The sequence below is a fragment of the uncultured Brachyspira sp. genome (assembly GCF_910588665.1).
Classification (GTDB): Bacteria; Spirochaetota; Brachyspiria; order Brachyspirales; family Brachyspiraceae; genus Brachyspira.
In genome coordinates this window covers 106,811-125,177 of record NZ_CAJUPR010000008.1, presented here as the reverse complement: position 1 = coordinate 125,177, position 18,367 = coordinate 106,811, and the positions used below count along the sequence as shown (strand labels likewise).

18 protein-coding genes are annotated in these 18,367 nt (G+C 30.5%); 14 read left to right on the top strand and 4 right to left on the bottom strand.

All coding sequences use genetic code 11. The features are described from left to right. Positions 1–170 precede the first annotated feature (170 nt). Together recN and QZ306_RS07630 are read right to left on the bottom strand one after the other, a co-directional pair. Positions 171–1,880 carry a DNA repair protein RecN gene (gene recN / locus QZ306_RS07635; RefSeq protein WP_295162717.1) on the bottom strand — a complete coding sequence of 570 codons (1,710 nt, stop codon included), beginning with the start codon at positions 1,878–1,880 and terminating at the stop codon, positions 171–173. Further along, positions 1,880–2,749: an NAD(+)/NADH kinase gene (locus QZ306_RS07630; RefSeq protein ID WP_295162715.1), complete on the bottom strand. Its 870-nt coding sequence runs from the start codon at positions 2,747–2,749 to the stop codon at positions 1,880–1,882. Before QZ306_RS07630 ends, recN begins: the two co-directional genes overlap by 1 nt. 109 nt (positions 2,750–2,858) lie before the next feature. Here QZ306_RS07630 and QZ306_RS07625 point away from each other — a divergent pair, with 109 nt between their 5' ends. The 6 genes from QZ306_RS07625 to QZ306_RS07600 all read left to right on the top strand — a co-directional run bounded on the left by QZ306_RS07625 (position 2,859) and on the right by QZ306_RS07600 (position 8,132). Beyond that, on the top strand, positions 2,859–3,614 hold the full coding sequence (locus tag QZ306_RS07625) for a 1-acyl-sn-glycerol-3-phosphate acyltransferase (RefSeq protein ID WP_295162713.1): 756 nt from the start codon (positions 2,859–2,861) through the stop codon (positions 3,612–3,614). 136 nt (positions 3,615–3,750) lie between these two features. Further along, positions 3,751–4,977, top strand: coding sequence for a DegT/DnrJ/EryC1/StrS aminotransferase family protein (locus QZ306_RS07620; protein ID WP_295162711.1), 1,227 nt, complete (start codon positions 3,751–3,753; stop codon positions 4,975–4,977). A gap of 61 nt (positions 4,978–5,038) precedes the next feature. Continuing rightward, positions 5,039–6,259 (top strand): class I SAM-dependent RNA methyltransferase, encoded by a 1,221-nt coding sequence (locus tag QZ306_RS07615; RefSeq protein ID WP_295162709.1) that lies wholly within the window; start codon positions 5,039–5,041, stop codon positions 6,257–6,259. 77 nt (positions 6,260–6,336) lie between these two features. Further along, positions 6,337–6,795: a D-glycero-beta-D-manno-heptose 1-phosphate adenylyltransferase gene (gene rfaE2, locus QZ306_RS07610; protein WP_295162707.1), complete on the top strand. Its 459-nt coding sequence runs from the start codon at positions 6,337–6,339 to the stop codon at positions 6,793–6,795. Between the two features lie 28 nt (positions 6,796–6,823). Then, positions 6,824–7,780, top strand: coding sequence for an ADP-glyceromanno-heptose 6-epimerase (gene rfaD, locus QZ306_RS07605; RefSeq protein ID WP_295162705.1), 957 nt, complete (start codon positions 6,824–6,826; stop codon positions 7,778–7,780). Positions 7,781–7,889: 109 nt separating this feature from the next. After that, positions 7,890–8,132, top strand: a complete 243-nt coding sequence (locus QZ306_RS07600) for a hypothetical protein (protein ID WP_295162703.1) — start codon at positions 7,890–7,892, stop codon at positions 8,130–8,132. 190 nt (positions 8,133–8,322) lie between these two features. On the opposite strand, the gene QZ306_RS07595 is transcribed toward QZ306_RS07600, so the two are convergent. Both QZ306_RS07595 and gltX read right to left on the bottom strand, forming a co-directional pair. Beyond that, positions 8,323–8,715, bottom strand: coding sequence for a response regulator (locus tag QZ306_RS07595; protein ID WP_295162701.1), 393 nt, complete (start codon positions 8,713–8,715; stop codon positions 8,323–8,325). Positions 8,716–8,734: 19 nt separating this feature from the next. Beyond that, complete coding sequence (gltX, locus tag QZ306_RS07590) at positions 8,735–10,180, bottom strand: glutamate--tRNA ligase (protein WP_295162699.1); 1,446 nt, start codon at positions 10,178–10,180, stop codon at positions 8,735–8,737. Positions 10,181–10,411: 231 nt separating this feature from the next. Here gltX and gmk point away from each other — a divergent pair, with 231 nt between their 5' ends. The 8 genes from gmk (at position 10,412) to QZ306_RS07550 (ending at position 18,363) form a co-directional block, all read left to right on the top strand. Then, positions 10,412–10,963 carry a guanylate kinase gene (gmk, locus tag QZ306_RS07585; RefSeq protein ID WP_295162697.1) on the top strand — a complete coding sequence of 184 codons (552 nt, stop codon included), beginning with the start codon at positions 10,412–10,414 and terminating at the stop codon, positions 10,961–10,963. A gap of 26 nt (positions 10,964–10,989) precedes the next feature. After that, a complete protein-coding gene (locus QZ306_RS07580; protein ID WP_295162695.1) occupies positions 10,990–11,403 on the top strand; it encodes a hypothetical protein in 414 nt (137 codons plus the stop codon). Positions 11,404–11,408: 5 nt separating this feature from the next. Beyond that, positions 11,409–12,332: a tRNA (adenosine(37)-N6)-dimethylallyltransferase MiaA gene (gene miaA / locus QZ306_RS07575; RefSeq protein WP_295162694.1), complete on the top strand. Its 924-nt coding sequence runs from the start codon at positions 11,409–11,411 to the stop codon at positions 12,330–12,332. A gap of 75 nt (positions 12,333–12,407) precedes the next feature. Next, positions 12,408–12,902, top strand: a complete 495-nt coding sequence (locus QZ306_RS07570; protein ID WP_295162692.1) for a CinA family protein — start codon at positions 12,408–12,410, stop codon at positions 12,900–12,902. A gap of 227 nt (positions 12,903–13,129) precedes the next feature. Next, positions 13,130–14,833 carry a flagellar basal-body MS-ring/collar protein FliF gene (gene fliF, locus QZ306_RS07565; RefSeq protein ID WP_295162690.1) on the top strand — a complete coding sequence of 568 codons (1,704 nt, stop codon included), beginning with the start codon at positions 13,130–13,132 and terminating at the stop codon, positions 14,831–14,833. A gap of 50 nt (positions 14,834–14,883) precedes the next feature. Next, entirely contained in the window at positions 14,884–15,915 is a 1,032-nt protein-coding gene (gene fliG / locus QZ306_RS07560) for a flagellar motor switch protein FliG (protein ID WP_295162688.1), read from the top strand. 52 nt (positions 15,916–15,967) lie between these two features. Next, a complete protein-coding gene (fliH, locus tag QZ306_RS07555) occupies positions 15,968–16,870 on the top strand; it encodes a flagellar assembly protein FliH (protein ID WP_295162686.1) in 903 nt (300 codons plus the stop codon). Positions 16,871–16,905: 35 nt separating this feature from the next. Further along, positions 16,906–18,363, top strand: a complete 1,458-nt coding sequence (locus tag QZ306_RS07550; protein WP_295162685.1) for a FliI/YscN family ATPase — start codon at positions 16,906–16,908, stop codon at positions 18,361–18,363. The last annotated feature ends 4 nt before the right edge of the window (positions 18,364–18,367 follow it).

Genomic DNA, 18,367 nt, shown 5'->3' with positions numbered 1-18,367 from the left:
AGTTTTGAGTTTTGAGTTTTGAGTTTTGAGTTTTGAGTTTTGAGTTTTGAGTTTTCATAATGGAAATACTATATTTTATTTATAAAAATTTGTCAATACCTTGCTTAATAACTTTATATATTGCATACTTTTTTTATTTAAAAATATTAAAACAATGAATATATTTGTATTTATGATTTGGCATGCTTAAGCAATTCTTCTGCATGCTTAATACTTGCCTCTGTTATTTCTTTTCCTGTTATCATTCTTGCTATTTCATTTACCCTCATATTATCATCAAGTTCTTCAATGGTGGAAGTAACGGTATCTTCGCCTTCATTTTTTGTAACTTTGAAATGAGTATTGGCATATATTGCAATCTGGGCTAAATGCGTAACGCTTAAAACCTGTTTTCTTTCGGATAAAGCCGCTATTTTTTCTCCTATAACCTCCGCTATTCTTCCCCCGACTCCTACATCTATTTCATCAAATACGCATGTTTCCGAATAATCGCCAAGAGACAGCACATTTTTTAATGAAAGCATAATTCTTGATATCTCTCCTCCTGAAGCAATCTTTCTAAGAGGCTGATACATACTCTGCTTATTCGGAGCTATTATAAACTCTATATTATCTATTCCCAAAGCATCGGCTTTAATATTAGAGCCGTCTATATTTAATATTCCGTCATCATTTTCATCTAATGTTATTTCAACATCAAATTTTGTAGTTGTCATTCCTAAATCATTCATTTCATTTTCTATTGCTTTTATAAATTCATCTTTTCTGTTATGTCTTATATCGGATATTTCTTTAGCCAATAGGGAGGTTTTCTCTCTTAAAACCTCTATTTCTTTTTTTAAGTTTTCAATATCTTCCTCTGAAAAATTCAGAGATTCTAATTTTTCTTTAGATTCTTTTGCATACAGTATTATTTCCTTGATATTAGCTCCGTATTTCTTTTTTAAATTATTAATAAAGAAAAGTCTTTCATTAAGAGACTGTAATTCTTCGGGATCAAATTTTGTTTTACTTCTTATTTCAGTTAAAATACTTTTTATATCTTCAAGATTCAATGCTGCTTCTTCTATACGGGAGGCAATGTCTGAAATCCTTCCGTCATATTTTGATACCGACTGCAATGCACTTATGCTTCTGGTTAATTTTATATAAGCTCCTGATTCGCTTCCGAATATATCTTTATTAATTGAAGAAAGAGAAGATGATATGCTTTCGGCATTTGACATTATTGCAATATCATTCTTTATTTCTTCATCTTCGTTTGGTTTTAATTTTGCCTTTTCTATTTCATCTATTGCATATTCTAAAAATGATTTTTCTTTTAATATGGAGTTTTTATTTTGATATATTTCATTATGCTGCTTTATTAATTTTATAAGCTTATTATAATGATTTTGATAATTTTCAAGTTTTTCATCAATATTTAAATAACTGTCATAAAAGTTTATATGATTTGCAGAGTTAAATAGTGATTGATGTTCATGCTGACCATGTATATCTACTATTAAATCTCCAAGCTCTTTTAATTCAGCTACTTTTACTCCTGCATTATTTATAAAAGACTTGCTTTTTCCGTCTTTAGTTATTTCTCTTTTTATGGTAAGCTCATTATTATTAATTTCTATATTCCATTCTTTTAATTTATTTTTTACTATTGCAGATGATGACTGAAGACTGAAATTGCCAGTAACTATAAGCCTGTCTCCGTTAGCGCCTACCATTCTTGTAGATCCTTTTTCTCCTGTAATGAGTTCTAAAGCGCTTATTATAATACTCTTTCCTGCTCCTGTTTCTCCTGTAAGAACATTAAAACCGTCGCTGAAGTTTATTTTTAATTTATCTATCAAAACAAAATTTCTTATCTCAAGATATTTAAGCATTATCTACCCCAATTAAGTTTGTTTCTAAGTATATCATAAAATAGTCTGTCCGCACTTTGAAATATATAGCAGCTTTTATTGCTTATAGATGCTTTTATTTTGTCTTCATTTTTGAACTGACATATATCATAGCCGTCTATATTTATCATAGCTTTTAAAGATTTTTCTGTCAATTCTAATTTTATACTGTCGCATTTAGGAATAACAAGAGGTCTGAATGTCAGCGAATGCGGTGCTATAGGTACAAACGATATTGCATCTATAGTGGGAGCGAGTATGGGCCCCCCTGCGCTTAAAGCATAGGCGGTTGATCCTGTGGGAGTGGCTATTACAACACCGTCTCCGACTATTGATGATATTAATTTTTCTGATATTATAATGTTTATATGTATTGCTCTTCCGTCGCATTTGCTAAGCACAAGTTCATTAACTGCTAAATATTCTTTACATGTATTTTTTTCTTTTGAGTATATATTTACAGACAGCAATGTTCTTGGCTCTATTTCATAAAGAGTTTTTTTGCCTTCAAAATATTCTTCTAATATTAAATATGCTTCATTCGGAGGAATTTCAGATATAAATCCCAATGTTCCGTTATATATAGGCAGAACGGAGATATCGTATTTTACCGCTATTTTTAAAGCCGACAATAATGTGCCGTCGCCTCCTATAGATATAAGCATGGATACATCTTTTAATTCTTTAGCTGCTTTTTTTATATTCATGTAAGATGATATGTCATAATCTATAATTATAATTTCTATACTGTATTTTTTCAGTATATTATTTATTTTTTTTAAAATGCAGACTGGGTCTCCTTTAAGAGTATTAACTATTATACCTATTTGATTTTTTGTATTATTGCTCATTCTGTTTATATCGGCTTAAATAAAAAATATTTTTTCATTATAACAAACACTTATTAATATAGCAAGTTATATGTTGATAATTTTTTATTTTTATAATAGACTATATCGTATGATACTATTTAGTTTTATTTATTTTTTGACAGGTACTATTTTTACATTCTTATGCATAATTGTTTCATTCAGTATTTATCCGTTTATTAGGATATTTTCCAAAAAATACGCATCATATTTAATGCATTCAACGGCTAAATTTTGGGGAAGAGGGCTTATGAAAATGGCTTTTATTTCTTTTAATGTAGAGGGTAAGGAGAACTATGATCCTGATAAAACCTATTTGCTTGCGCCGAATCATCAAAGTTCTTTTGATATATTTGCCTGTTTGAGTATATTTAAAAAATCTTATGCTTTTGTATCAAAAGACACTTACGGAAAAGTTCCTTTATTCGGTTTTGGTATGTCTCTTGCCGATTATATATTTGTAAAGAGAGGTACTGCAGGAGCCGTTAAGTCTATAGATGATATGGAAGAGAGATTAAAAAATAATACAAGTATTGTTATTTATCCTGAGGGAACCAGAAGTATTTCTGGAGATATAAAAAAACCTAAAAGAGGAATATTGAAAATAGCTGAAAGATGCCCTGATATACAGATTTTGCCAGTTGTTATATATGGCACAAAAGATATTATGAGGGCTAATTGTATTATAATAAATCCTTTTAAAAAAATAACGGTTAGATTTTTAGAGCCTTTTTACTTTAATAAAATAGAAGGCGGAGATAATGCAAAATTAGATTATTGGTATAATATTATGACGGAAAATTATAATAAATTAAAAAATGATTATAATTCAGAAAATATTAACTGACTGCTTATAAGTATATAGGCATTCATTTTTCAAAATTTTTATTGATTTATTTTTTATATATTATATATTTGTTATCTAGTAAACATAACTTTTAATTATTTAAAATTAAAAGAATATATTGCTTAAGGAATAATTTATGGATAAATTAATACCTTTTTCTCCGCCGGATATAACTGATAATGAGATTGAAGCTGTAGTAAAAGTTATGAAATCAGGCTGGATTACTACAGGAAATGTAAATAAAAAGTTTGAAGAAGAGCTTTGCAAATATATAAATGTAAAAAGAGTAAAATTATTTTCCAGCGCAACCTCCGCTATGGAATTGGCTTTAAAAATATTCGGGGTATGCGATGGAGATGAGGTAATAGTACCTGCATATACTTATGCCTCAACTGCCAATGTGGCGGCTCATCTTGGAGCTAAGATAGTATTTATAGATTCTTCCGATGATATGAATAATTTTAATATAGATTTAAAAAAATTAGAGAGAGCTGTAACAAATAAAACTAAAGCTGTTATTGCTGTAGATATAGGAGGAAATCCCTGCGATTATGATGCTGTTATAAAAATACTTGAAAGCAAAAAAAAATTATTTAATGCTTCAGAAAATAAATATCAAAAGGAATTAAAAAGAGCATTATTTTTACTTGATGCGGCGCATTCCATAGGAGCCGTATATAAAGGCAAAAGAGCAGGTTCTCAGGCTGATATATCTTCTTTTTCTTTTCATGCCGTAAAAAATATCACAACTGCAGAGGGAGGTGCTTTGTCTTTTAATGATATCGGCAATATCGATGCTGATGAAATATATAAAGAGTTTTCTATATTATCATTGCATGGACAAAATAAAAGCGCTTTGGATAAGAGCAAGGGCGGTAAAGAAGCTTGGAAATATAGTATAGAATTGCCAGGATATAAATCTAATATGAGCGATTTGCATGCAGCTATCGGATTATCGCAGCTTAAAAGATATAACTTAATGCTTAATAACAGAAAAAAAATAGCTGAAGTTTATAATGATATTCTATCTGAAAATAAAAGAATAATACTTCCAAGTTTTAAAAATGATTTAAGCGAATCGTCTTATCATCTTTATTTGATAAGAATAAAAGATTATGAAGAAGACGAGAGAGATTTGCTTATAGACAGAATGTCCGAAATAGGAATAATATTAAATGTTCATTATCTGCCTCTTCCCGCACATAAGGCTTATATTGATTTAGGATATAATATTGATAATTATAAAAATGCCTTCAATATGTATAAAAATCAAATAACGCTGCCTTTATACAGTACATTGAATGAAGAAGATGCCGTATATATTGCTGAAAATATTATTAAATATTTAAATAATGCTCTATAATAATATTTATATTAAATGGTTTATATATTGAATAAATAAAGATTTATGCTGATTGTTTTTTATGGAAGTTAAAATTATAGATACCGCCTACAGCGGATACGGTGTTGCAAAAGATGATAAAGGTAAAGTTATATTTATTCCCTATAGCGTTGAGGGAGACATATTAGATATAACTGTAATTAAAGAAAGTAGCAGATTTTCTTATGCATCTGTAAATAAAATAATTGAAGCGTCGCCTTATAGAATAACTCCAAAATGCAGATATGCAGGTATTTGCGGGGGCTGTTTATTTAATCATATTGATTATAATAAGCAGCTTTATATAAAACATAATATAGCTGCAAATGCTGTCAGAAATATTGATTATAAAAGCGGCATAAAAATTATTTATAATAAAAATTATAATTACAGACTTAGAGTTAATATGGCGGCTTTTAAGGGAAAGTCTGGATTTTTTAAGTTTAAAACTAATGATTTTATTTCTATAGATGAATGTATTATTCTGAAAGAGAGCCTATTTAAAAAAATAAAAGATTTTGTATATGAAAATAATCTAACTGGAAATGTTTATGCTATAGAAAACAATAACAGCAATGCTTTTGCATTTGTTCAATCTGATAAAAAAATAAATATAAAGTCCTTCTATAAATATTTTGACGGCATCAGCATAAAACATAATAAAACTGTGAAAAGATACGGAGATTTATATATGTTTTATAAAACTAAGCATGGCGATATTGGTATTGGGCATAAAACATTTTTTCAAGGCAATTTATATTTATTAAATGAATTTCAAGATGAGGCTGTAAAATATTTAACTCATAGCGATAATACAGTAATAGAGCTCTATTCAGGAAGCGGATTTTTTACCGCCGCTGTAGAAAATAAAATAAAAAGCTTTGGTAAAGATTATAAATTTATTTCTTCAGAGATAAATAGAGATTCTGTATTTGCAGCAAATAAATACGGCTTTAATATTATAAATGAAGATGCTTTAACAACATTGAAAAATATTTATTATGATATTGATGTTTTGATATTGGATCCTCCCAGAGAAGGTATTGATAAAAAAATAGTAAAAGAGATAATAAGGATTAAGCCTGAAAAAATAATATATATATCATGCGACCCTATGACTTTTGCACGGGATATTAATTTATTAAAAGATTATTATAAATTATTGGATTTAAATATTATAGATATGTTTGCAGATACCTATCATATAGAGTTCATTTCCTATTTAGAATATAAAAATCAAAAAAATATAATCCTCATTTACTGATTTTATTTTTATTCTTGTTATTAATATTTTATATGCTATAATTTATTATATATATTAATAATAAAAAAATGAGATATATGTTAAAAAAGATATTAAATATAATAGAATTAAACAATGTATTAGATACATTAAAAAAAGAAAATAAAAAAATAGTATTTACAAACGGATGTTTTGATATTCTTCATAGAGGACATGTAGAATATTTGCAGAAGTCAAGAGAGCTTGGCGATTTTCTTATTTTAGGACTTAATAGCGACAGCTCTGTTAAGCGCTTAAAAGGAAATGACAGACCTATAAATAACGAGAATGATAGGGCAGCAGTTCTCTCTGCTTTGGAATGTATTGATTATATATGCATATTTGATGAAGACACGCCGTTTGAACTTATAAAAGCATTAAAACCTGATATATTGGCTAAAGGCGGTGATTATAAAACTGAAGATGTTGTTGGAAGGGAGTTTTCAAAAGAGACTGTGATAATAGATTTTGTGGACGGATATTCTACTACTAATATTATAAAAAAAATTAATGGTTAATTTCAATGATTATTATGGGAGTTTTAATATGATTATAGTAACTGGAGGAGCCGGATTTATAGGTTCAAATATAGTTAGAGGATTAAACAATTTAGGTATTGATGATATACTAATAGTTGATAATTTAAAAAATTCTTTAAAACATAAAAATTTAAATAGAATTAAGTTTGAAGACTATATTGACAAAGAAGATTTTGATTTAGATTATTTAACTTCATTTACAGATAATAATAAAGTGGAGGCAATATTTCATCAGGGAGCTTGTTCAGATACGATGGAGACTGACGGCAAATATATGATGAAAAATAATTATGAGTATACTAAAAATATTCTTCATGTATGCCTAAATAAAAAAATAAGGCTTTTCTATGCATCAAGCGCTTCCGTATATGGAGGAGGAGAAAACGGATTTGAAGAAAGTGAAAAAAATGAATATCCTTTGAATGTATATGCTTTTTCAAAATATCAATTCGACAGATATTTAAATAAATTATTCAAAGAAAATAGAGTTTCAAGTCAGGTGGTAGGACTTAGATATTTTAATGTATATGGTCCACAGGAAAATCATAAAGGAAGAATGGCATCTGTGGCTTTTCATTTATTTAATCAGATAAAAGCAGGTGAGAAAATGAAAATATTTGAAGGAAGCGAAAGTTTTCTGAGAGATTTTATACATATAGACGATGTTGTTTCGGTTAATAATTTCTTTTTTGAAAATGAGAATAAATCAGGAATATTTAACTGCGGCACAGGAAATGCCGAGAGTTTTGCAGAGATAGCCAATACTTTAAAAGAAGTTTATAATTCTTCTGAAATAGAGTATATAGAATTTCCAAATGCTTTAAAAGGTAAATATCAAAAATATACTCAGGCGGATTTAAAAAAACTTAGAGCTTTCGGTTATGATAAGTCCTTTATGAATGTTAATACTGGTGTAAAAAAATATGCCGAAGTTTTAGAAAAAAGCAGAGGATATTTAATATAAAATATTTTACATTTATCTGTTATAATCTTTTTTAAATATATATAATAATTCATTAGTTAATTTTATATTATTTAATTATTAGAGTATTTTATTTTAGGAGGAAAATTATATGAAAAAAATTATTTTTATCGGTTTTACATTATTATTATTTGTTTTTGTATCCTGCGAGAAAGATAAAATAAAAAATAAGGCAGATAAAACTTCCAACAGTATTGAAAATGCAGTTGATAAAGCAGGCAATAAAATAAAAGAGTCAGGCAGTAAAGCAGAAAATAAGATAAAAGAGACAGGAAGCAAAGCAGCTGAGACATTAGAAAAAGCAGGCGATAAAGTAGAAAGTATTATAAATTAATTATTTTTTTATTGCTGTTAATAAAAATTGTCCGCTTAAAACCTCTGTCATTTTTATGAATGTCTGAAGCTCGCAATTTTTATGATTTAATCTTAATAATATAAAAATTAATGATTTTAAACATTATGCTTTTATATTTTAAAAGACTTAAGTATTTTTAATGATACTTAAGCCTTTTGCTGTTTTAATATCATCTGTTTTTTTGTTTATTTTTATATTCTATGGCTTCCTGTACTATTGGAACCAGCACATCAAAGTCAAGCGGTTTTTCTATAAGTCTGAATACATCTTCATCAATTATTTCTTTTACCATTTCAGTATTTCCGTAAGCTGTAATTATTATAATAGGTATTTGGCTTTTTCTTTTCTTCATCTCTCTTATAAGAGCAAGTCCAGTCATAGAAGGCATAAGCAGATCTGTTATAATAACATCAACAGGATTATGTTCCAGTATGGTTATTGCCGATTTTCCGTTTTCTGCAGTAACAACTTCAAGTTCATAAGGCTCAAAAGTATATTTTATTAAGTTTCTTATAGGCTCTTCATCATCTACAGCAAGTATTAAAGATTTACCATTAATCATATTTTACCCCAGTTATTTATTAGATGTGTTTAGACAGTCTGTAAAGAACATTTTTCTTTCCTAAAAGTTCGCATATATGAGATAATTCGCTTCCTGCAGCGCTTCCTGTCAATACATATCGTATCGGATGATATAAATTAGGACCTTTCAGACCTGTTTCTTTCTGAGCTTTTTTAATTAATGCTTTCATATATTCATCTGTTATTTTATCATTGTTTTCTATATCATTTTTTATAAACTTAAGAAGTTTTCTGCTTTCTTCTTTGCTTACAAGCTCTTTCATCTCATCGGTAAGTTCAAAATCATTTTCAAAGAATACTGGAACGTATTTTACAATGTCAGATAAAACAACACAATTATGCCTTATAACAGATACAAGTTTTTTAGCCCAATCATATTCATTTTCAGTATAATTTTCTTTTAAAAAACCTTCATTAATCAAATACGGTATAAAAAATTTAGTTATTTCATCTAAATCTGTATTTTTAATATGCCAAGCATTCAAATGTCTTAATTTAGCGGTATCAAAAATAGCGGGGCTTTTAGAAAAACGGTCTAATTTAAATGCTTTAATCATATCATCATCAATCATAGCTTCCATAGCTTCAGGATGAGTCCAGCCGAGCAAAGCTAAAAAGTTTCTCATAGCCTGCGGAAGAAAACCTTCTTCTTTATACTCCATCAAAGTAGCAGCTCCATGTCTTTTTGACAGTTTTTTTCTGTCATTTCCAAGTATTGATGAGGTATGGGCAAATTCGGGAGCTTGAGCGCCTAATGCTTCATAAATGAGTATCTGTTTCGGAGTATTGGATATATGATCTTCTCCTCTTATAACATGCGAAATTTTCATAAGCATATCGTCTATAACAACAGCATAATTATAGGTCGGAAATCCGTTTTCTCTTACAATAATAATATCACCTATTTCATCGCTGCTTGTCTTTACAATCCCTCTTACATGATCTTTAAAAGTGATAATTTGTCCTTTAGGCACTCTGAATCTGATTTTAGCAGGTTCTCCGTTTGAAACCCTCTTTTTAGCTTTCTCTAAAGAAATATTTTTGCATTTACCGTCATATATAATAGGCTGATTAAGAGTTCTCTGCATATTAGATTTCTTTTCCAATTCCTCCGAAGTACAAAAACAATAATATGCTTTTCCCTCATCCATAAGTTTTTCTGTATATTTTTTATATATATCTAGTCTTTCAGATTGAAAATACGGACCGTAATCTCCGTCTGCTTCAGGACCTTCGTCCCAATCTATACCAAGCCATTTTAATGATTTTATAGCCATGTCAACCGCTTCTTTAGTGCTTCTTTCCTGATCCGTGTCTTCAATTCTCAGAATTAATTTTCCTTTTACAGCTTTTGCGTAAAGCCAGTTAAATAATGCTGTTCTGGCATTTCCTATATGTAAAAAACCTGTTGGAGATGGAGCGAAACGAACTCTGATATCCGACATAATTTACTCCTTGTTCTTTTTAGCTTAAATTATTATACATCAAAACAAATAAATATCAATTAATATAACTTCTTTATGCGGAAATAAATTTTTTTTAATTAACAAACTGCAGGTTTTTATAGTTAAATAATATTTAAGCTGATATATTTTTTATTTAATTTTTATATATTAAAACTTGAAATATTTTTATCAATATTGTATAATAGTATGCAATTCTATATTTGGTGCATTATGAGTAATATCATTGTTATTACAGCTCCTTCAGCTGCAGGCAAGACTACATTAATAAAAAAATATATGGACAATCATAATAATGCCTCTTTCAGCGTTTCTTATACTACAAGAGATAAAAGAGTTGGAGAGATTGACGGCAGAGATTATTACTTTGTGGATAAAGAAAAGTTTGAGCAGATGATATCAGACGGAGAGTTTATAGAATGGGCTTTAGTTCATGATAATTATTACGGAACTTCTTTTAAAGAATTAGAAAAAGCTGATGATGAGAATAAAATATTAATACTTGATATAGATATTCAAGGAGCTTTATATATAAAAAATAATGGTATAGATGCCAATTATATATTTATAAGTCCTCCGTCTATGGAAATTCTGAAAAAAAGGCTTGAGGATAGGGGTACAGAAACGGAAGAGAGTATTAAATTAAGACTTTGGAATGCCAAAAGAGAATTAGAATATAAAGATCAGTTTGACACTATTATAGAAAATGATGATATTGAAGAAGCTTATAAAAAATTAGAGGAAGCTGTCAATTTAAAATTATAAAATTAAAATATATGGAGTTTATTGATATGGGTATAATACCGTTAGAGAAACTTATAGAATATAAAGGCAATCGTTATGAATTAAGCAAAGCGATGATGGAATTAGCCAAAAACGGCGCTGTTATTCTTAAAGGTGAAACTAAATATAGGGGAGGAAAATATATACCTACTGTTATGAAAAATATACTTGACGGAAAAATTAAGTATGAATATGAAAAAGGTGTTGATATGACTATAGATGAAGAAGCACCTTTTAAGCATTACGAATATTCTTATGATGAAAATGAATATATTTCTCATTATGATTCTCAGGAATATGAGGAAGATTCTGAATATGAGGCTTCAGATATGGATGATTTGGAATACGATTATGATGATTATTCTGAAGATGATGATAAATCTATAAGTAAAAAAAGGGCTTCCAAGAAAAAAGATGAATAAATAAAGTGAAAAAAATAGTATTTATATCAGGAGCCACAGCTTCTGGTAAAAGCCGTTTCGTACATGAGTTAATAGATAAATATTTTAATAATGCAGCCATAATATCCATAGATTCAATGCAGGTTTACAGATATATGGATATAGGTTCTGCAAAGCCCTCTATAGAAGAGATAAATAAATATAATTATAAGATGGTCAGCATACTTGATCCCAATACTGATTTTAATATAAAGTATTATCTTGATATATTTAAAGATGTAATTAATAATACGGATAATACTCCTATATTCGGGGTTGGGGGCACAGGTTTTTATATAGATGCCGTAAAGTATGGTATTTTTTATGAAGATAATGATAATCAGGAAGCTTCTAAAAAAATCAGAAAAGAGCTTTATGATAGAGCGGATAAATACGGACTTGAAAGTTTATATTTTGAGCTTATAAATATTGATGAGGAAGCTGCAGGCAATATAGATAGATTTAATATAAGAAGAGTTGTAAGAGCGCTTGAGGTTTATTATATCACTGGAAAAAAAATCTCCGAATTAAAAAAACAGCGGAAGCCTCCCGTTGATTTGGATTATTTAAGTTATATAATCGATATTGAAAGAGAGACTCTTTATAATAATATTAATAAAAGAGTTGATTTAATGTTTGAAAACGGATTGCTTAATGAGGTGAAAAAACTTATAGATATGGGTATTAACAGCAGCCATACATCTATGCAGGCTATAGGCTATAAAGAGATTTATGATTATCTGATTAATAATTCTATGAGCTTGGAAAATACTGTTGAGCTTATAAAAAAACGAACTAGAAATTTTGCTAAAAGACAGCTTACATGGTTTAGAAGAGAAGAGCATAGAAGGATAACAGCTTCAGATATTGAAGCGGTTTCCGATGAAATAAAAAGTTTTTATAAAAGTTAATTAAAATATATAGTTTTGAAATTATTTTATATTATTTTTATATATAATTATTATAAATATTTTAAGAGTGTTTTTATGAATAACAGTAAATTAAAAGAAAAATCTAAAGAAGTTGTCAGGCTTTTAATTTCTAGGAATCTTAAAATAACATCTGCAGAATCATGCACTGGAGGTTTGTTCTCTGCTTATATAACATCTGTATCGGGCTCGTCTGAATGTTTCGGAGGCTCTTTTGTAACTTATTCAAATGAAGTTAAAAATAGAATTATAAATGTGAGAGAAGAAACTTTGAAAAACTTCGGAGCCGTCAGCAAAGAATGCGTTATAGAAATGTCTGAAAACAGCAGGAAAATAATGAAAAGCGATATATCTGTATCAATAAGCGGAATAGCAGGACCTATGGGAGGAAGCGTAGAAAAACCTGTAGGACTTGTATGGATATGTATCTGTGCTCAGGGATATGTTAAAGCTTATAAAAACATATTTTTAGGAAGCAGAGACGAAATAAGAGAGCAAAGCGTCTCATTTGCTTTGAATTTGGTTGAAAATTTCATAAAAAATGTTAAATAGTATCATTGCCTATATATTGTCTTTAATTTTATAAAAAAAATATTAAAAAGTCCTTTATAAATTTAAAAAATATTATGTCTGCTTGTTGACAAAAATAATTATGTAAACTAATATTCATAAAAATAAAAAATAGTTATGTAAATTAATAAATAAACATAATTTTTTTATAAAGTAAACATAACTATATCCGATAAATTTTAAAGATAACTTTTATTAGGTGGTTTCTAATGCAGGACTTTATAAATAAATTAATAAGTCAGATAAAAAATATTTTTTCTAAAACAACGGCATTGCAAAAATCTATATTAATAGGTATTTTAGTAATAGGACTAGGCGCAATAGTTGCTACAATAATGCTTACATCAAAAAAAACAGGCACATTATTGTTTCAGCAGGCACTGACTCAGGAAGATGCAAGAAATGTTATAGCGGTTTTAGACGCTAATAATATAAGATACCAATATAGAAACGGCTTTATTACATTAAACAGTGAAGCTGATAAAGCAAAAGCAGAATTAGAATTGGTAAAAGAAGGAAGAATGCCTACGGAAGTTGATGGCTGGGAATTATTTAATGCACCTCGTATAGGTATTACAGATGCTGAGCTTGATATAAATAAAAGAAGATCCTTAACTAAAGCTATTACTCAGCTTTTAACAAAATTAGATTTTGTGCAGGAGGCTACAGTTGATTTAGCTTTTCCTAAGAAAGAATATTTAACAGATATAGATTCTCCAGTTACTGCATCTGTGGTTATAAGAGCTCGGCCTTTTAAAGAGGATATTTTAAGAGACCCTAAAACAGTCAGAGGCTTGCAGCAGTTAATAGCTATGGGAGTTGATAAATTGAAACCCGAATTTGTAACAATTACCGACAGTACAGGATATGTATTGACAGATTTTACAGATGAAGCTGCTAACTTAAAATTAAAAGTTGCTCAGGAAGAGTTAAAAATAGTTGACAGAGAAAGAAAAAAGATAGAAAATAAAATAAGACAGACATTAGGAAGAATATATACAAACAGAGTGGAAACAACAATAGCATTAGAACTTGTATGGGATGACATCAGCATAACAAATAATTTAGTTCTCCCGATAATACTTAAAGAAGATGATCCTACAACTCCTTATGATGACAGTCAGATTACTAATAAAGTTCAGGTATCAAGCCGCACCGTAACTGAAGATTGGAAAGGACAGCAATTTATACCTCAGGGCGCTGCTGGAGCTGAAGAAAATGTTCCTCCGGGATATAAGGATAAAAGCGACAGATGGCAGACATATACCAAAACCGATTCTCAGGATAATTATGAATTAAGCAAAAGATACGAGGCTATTAAAAAAGGAAGCTATCAAATAGGAAAAATATCCGCTGCAGTAGCTTTAGACGGAAGATGGACTAAGGCTTATGATCCAAACGGAGACCCTATAATAACCAATGGAAGCAGTTATGTAAGAGAATATCACCCTGTTACAGCTGAAGAGATAAGAAATGTTATGTCTTTGGTGCAGGCGGCTATAGGATACGATTTGAAAAGAGGAGATCAGGTGAGCGTAACGCATATTCAGTTTGACCATTGGGATAGATTTGATGCAGAAGATGCTAGGCTTATGCGCGACAGATTTATAAGAAAGACATTAATAATAACAATGATTTCTCTGCTTATATTATTCGTTTTGGCATTGGCGATAAGAGCCATACAGAAAGAGCTTGCCAGAAGAAGAAGACTTAGAGAGGAAGAGCTTGAGCGTAAGCAAATGGAAATGCGCAGACAGGCTATGATGAATGCAAATGAGGAGCCTATAAGCGAGATGAGCTTGGAAGATGCCGCCCGCAAGAAACTTATGGATGAGGTTATGAGAGTAAGCCATGAAAGACCTGAGGATGTTGCACAGCTGCTCCGTACTTGGATGGCTGATGATAAGAGTTAAAAACGGCAAATAAAAAATTGAGTTATAAATTAAAAAATTAGGAGATAATTATGCCTGCAGATAAAGAAAAAAGTAAACAACAACGGGTATTAAGCGGCCGTCAGAAAGTTGCTATATTTTTAGTATCTTTAGGAATGGAAACTTCAAGCGATATATTTAAGCATTTAAGAGAGGAGGAAATAGAGCAGATAACATTTGATATTGCCAGACTTGAGAATATAGAGGCTGCCGATAAGGATGCAGTATTCAGAGAGTTTCAAGAGATGATGATAGCTCAGGATTTTATAACTCAAGGCGGTATAGATTATGCAAGAGATTTGCTTGAAAGATCTGTTGGAAGTCAGAAAGCGGGCGACATAATAAACAGACTTACATCTTCTCTTCAGGTAAGACCTTTTGATTTTATACGCCGTACAGATCCCGCTCATCTGCTTAATTTCATACAAGGCGAACACCCTCAGACTATTGCGCTTATTTTGGCTTATTTGGAGGCTCAGAAAGCCGCCAGCATATTGGGAGCTCTGCCTACAGAAATTCAGCCCGATGTTGCTAAAAGAATTGCCATAATGGACAGAACATCTCCTGAGGTTTTAAGAGAAGTTGAAAGAGTGCTTGAAAGAAAACTTTCAACTCTTGCAAGCGAAGACTTTACTTCTGCGGGAGGTATTGATTCTATAGTGGAAATTATTAACAGTGTTGATAGATCCACAGAGAAAAGTATTATTGAGAGTTTGGAAGAAGATGATCCGGAACTTGCAGAAGAAATTAAGAAGCGTATGTTTGTATTTGAAGATATTGTTTTGCTTGATGATAGAGCTATACAGAAGGTTCTTCGTGAAGTTGATTCAAGCGATTTAGCTAAGGCGCTTAAAAGCGTTGATACAGATGCTCAGGATAAGGTTTACAGAAATATGTCGAAACGCGCTGCGGCATTGCTTAAAGAAGATATGGACTTTATGGGACCTGTTCGTCTTAAAGATGTTGAAGAAGCTCAGCAGAAAATTGTTAATATTATACGCAAACTTGAAGAGCAAGGCGATATTGTTGTTGCCCGTGCAGGCGAAGATGAGATGGTTGTTTGATTTTTTATAATAAAATCTTTATTAAAGATTTAAGAATAATTGGGAGTTAATTATGCCAGAAAAGGTTTTTAAATCCAAAAGTATTGTTGAACTTACTCAAAAGGTAAATATTGCTGTTCCGCATCACAAATCACAAGAGGAATTGGATTATGAAGAGTCGCAGGAAGAATATAAAGGACCTTCCATTGAAGAAATAGAAGCAGAGATTGCAGGGCTAAGAGCTCAATGGGAAGAAGATTTAAGAGATATGAGAAGAAAAGCTATTGATGAGGCGGATAGAATTATTGAAGATGCCAAAACTCAGGCTTTTGAAATATTTAAATCAAAACAAAATGAAGCGCATGTTATTTCAGAACAGGCAAAAGTTGATGCTTCAAGAATAATACAAGACGCTAATGTCGAAAAAGAAAAAATACAAAATGAATCAGAATCTATAAAGGATGCAGCATATAAAGAGGGTTATGCCAAAGGATATGACGAAGGTTTTGAAAAGTCTTTTTCCGACAGTAATAATGATTTGGTGAAATTAACTGAAAAAATGAAGAGAATACTTGCAGAAACTATTAATAAAAGAAATGAAATAATAGATGCCGCAGAAGCTCAGGTAATTGAAGTTGCCGTACTTATAGCCAAACGTGTTGTAAAAATGCTTACAGAGAGAGATAAAGGCATAGTTATAAGGAATATTCAAGAGGCTTTAAGAAGGATTAAAGGCAGAACGAAAATTACTATCAGAGTTAATATTGATGATTTAGAGGTATCCGCTAGGCATAAAGATGAGTTCTATCAAATGCTTGATAAAATAGAGGGTGTAACCGTTCTTGAGGATCCTAATGTTGATGTAGGCGGCTGTATGATAGAAACCGACTTCGGAGATATTGATGCTAGAATCAATACTCAGTTAAATGAAATAGAGACTGCTATTAAAGAAGTTGAGCCTATAAAAGGTTTCTGATATTTAATTTTTTATATTAATGATGGGTTTATGCAATGTTAAAAGATAATAATATAGATTTTATTAAAGAAGTTAAAAAAACATTTGATAAATACAAAAAAATTGTTGATGATGTGGCTTTATTAAAATCGTATGGAAAAGTTAAAGAAGTTATAGGCTCATTAATTATAAGCGAGGGACCTTTCTGCAAACTTGGAGATATGTGCCGTATATATATGAATGATGAAACTTATCTTGATGCCGAAGCTATAGGTTTTAGAAATCAAGATGTTCTTCTCTCCGCTTTCGGACCTGTAAACGGAATAACTTTCGGTAATATGGTTTATTCTTTTGAAAGACCTTTATCTGTTATGTGCTGCGATGAGATATTAGGTTCCGTATTGGACGCCAGAGGAAAACCACTTTCAGGAGGAGGACATAATTTTTATGAAACTCCAATATCAGTTTTTAATGATTCTGTAAACCCTATGAACAGACCTAGAATAAAAAAACATATACAGACTGGAGTAAGGACAATAGACGGACTTCTTACTGTGGGACAAGGTCAGCGTATGGCTATAATGAGCGGTACAGGTGTAGGAAAATCCACTCTTTTATCTATGATAGCAAGAAATACTAATGCCGATATAAATGTTATAGCATTAATAGGAGAGAGGAGAAGAGAGGTAAAGGATTTTATAGAAAGAGACCTTGGAGAAGAGGGATTAAAAAGAAGCGTACTGGTTGTAGCTGCAAGCGATGATGCCCCTTTGCTTAGGGTAAGAGCTGCTTATACTGCAACAGCAATAGCCGAATACTTTAGAGATAAGGGAAAAAATGTTATGTTTATGGTTGATTCCGTAACCCGTTTTGCTTTAGCGCAGAGAGAAATCGGACTTTCAAGAGGCGAGCCACCTACTACAAGAGGCTATACTCCAAGCGTATTTTCCGAACTTGCTAAATTATTGGAGCGTACAGGTACATCATCTAAAGGCACTATTACGGCATTCTATAATGTATTGGTTGAAGGCGATGATTTGGACGAACCTATAACAGATGCTGTCAGAGGTATATTGGACGGTCATATAGTGCTGTCTAGAGATTTAGCTAATAGGGGACATTTCCCTGCTATAGATGTCAATAAAAGCATATCTAGGATTATGAATGAAGTGGTTTCTAATATGCATAAAAAAGCAGCCAGAGAATTTTTAAAGATGAGCGCCGATTATAATGAAGCCAAAGAACTTATAATGATAGGAGGTTATGCTAAAGGCAGTATGCCTGAAGTTGACAGAGCTATTGATTATAAGCCTATGATGGATAGATATTTGCAGCAGGATATATATGAAGTTTCAAGTTTTGCAGACAGCAAAGAGAATCTTTTATCTATGTTTTATTCTCAGGAAGAGATAGAAGAAGATTTGCTAAATAGCGGAGATGTAAAAAAAGCGGAAGATAGAAGCAGTATTTCCGATAATGTGGAATATTCTAATAATGATATGGTAATATTATAGATAA

Coding starts and splice junctions, on each gene's coding strand:
- QZ306_RS07595 (WP_295162701.1), bottom strand. CDS start 8,715: ATGATTAATGGTAAATCTTTAATACTTGCTGTAGATGATGAAGAGCCT.
- gmk (WP_295162697.1), top strand. CDS start 10,412: ATGAGTAATATCATTGTTATTACAGCTCCTTCAGCTGCAGGCAAGACT.
- QZ306_RS07570 (WP_295162692.1), top strand. CDS start 12,408: ATGAATAACAGTAAATTAAAAGAAAAATCTAAAGAAGTTGTCAGGCTT.
- recN (WP_295162717.1), bottom strand. CDS start 1,880: ATGCTTAAATATCTTGAGATAAGAAATTTTGTTTTGATAGATAAATTA.
- gltX (WP_295162699.1), bottom strand. CDS start 10,180: ATGTCGGATATCAGAGTTCGTTTCGCTCCATCTCCAACAGGTTTTTTA.
- rfaD (WP_295162705.1), top strand. CDS start 6,824: ATGATTATAGTAACTGGAGGAGCCGGATTTATAGGTTCAAATATAGTT.
- QZ306_RS07620 (WP_295162711.1), top strand. CDS start 3,751: ATGGATAAATTAATACCTTTTTCTCCGCCGGATATAACTGATAATGAG.
- QZ306_RS07580 (WP_295162695.1), top strand. CDS start 10,990: ATGGGTATAATACCGTTAGAGAAACTTATAGAATATAAAGGCAATCGT.
- QZ306_RS07625 (WP_295162713.1), top strand. CDS start 2,859: ATGATACTATTTAGTTTTATTTATTTTTTGACAGGTACTATTTTTACA.
- fliG (WP_295162688.1), top strand. CDS start 14,884: ATGCCTGCAGATAAAGAAAAAAGTAAACAACAACGGGTATTAAGCGGC.
- rfaE2 (WP_295162707.1), top strand. CDS start 6,337: ATGTTAAAAAAGATATTAAATATAATAGAATTAAACAATGTATTAGAT.
- QZ306_RS07550 (WP_295162685.1), top strand. CDS start 16,906: ATGTTAAAAGATAATAATATAGATTTTATTAAAGAAGTTAAAAAAACA.
- fliF (WP_295162690.1), top strand. CDS start 13,130: ATGCAGGACTTTATAAATAAATTAATAAGTCAGATAAAAAATATTTTT.
- fliH (WP_295162686.1), top strand. CDS start 15,968: ATGCCAGAAAAGGTTTTTAAATCCAAAAGTATTGTTGAACTTACTCAA.
- QZ306_RS07615 (WP_295162709.1), top strand. CDS start 5,039: ATGGAAGTTAAAATTATAGATACCGCCTACAGCGGATACGGTGTTGCA.
- QZ306_RS07600 (WP_295162703.1), top strand. CDS start 7,890: ATGAAAAAAATTATTTTTATCGGTTTTACATTATTATTATTTGTTTTT.
- QZ306_RS07630 (WP_295162715.1), bottom strand. CDS start 2,749: ATGAGCAATAATACAAAAAATCAAATAGGTATAATAGTTAATACTCTT.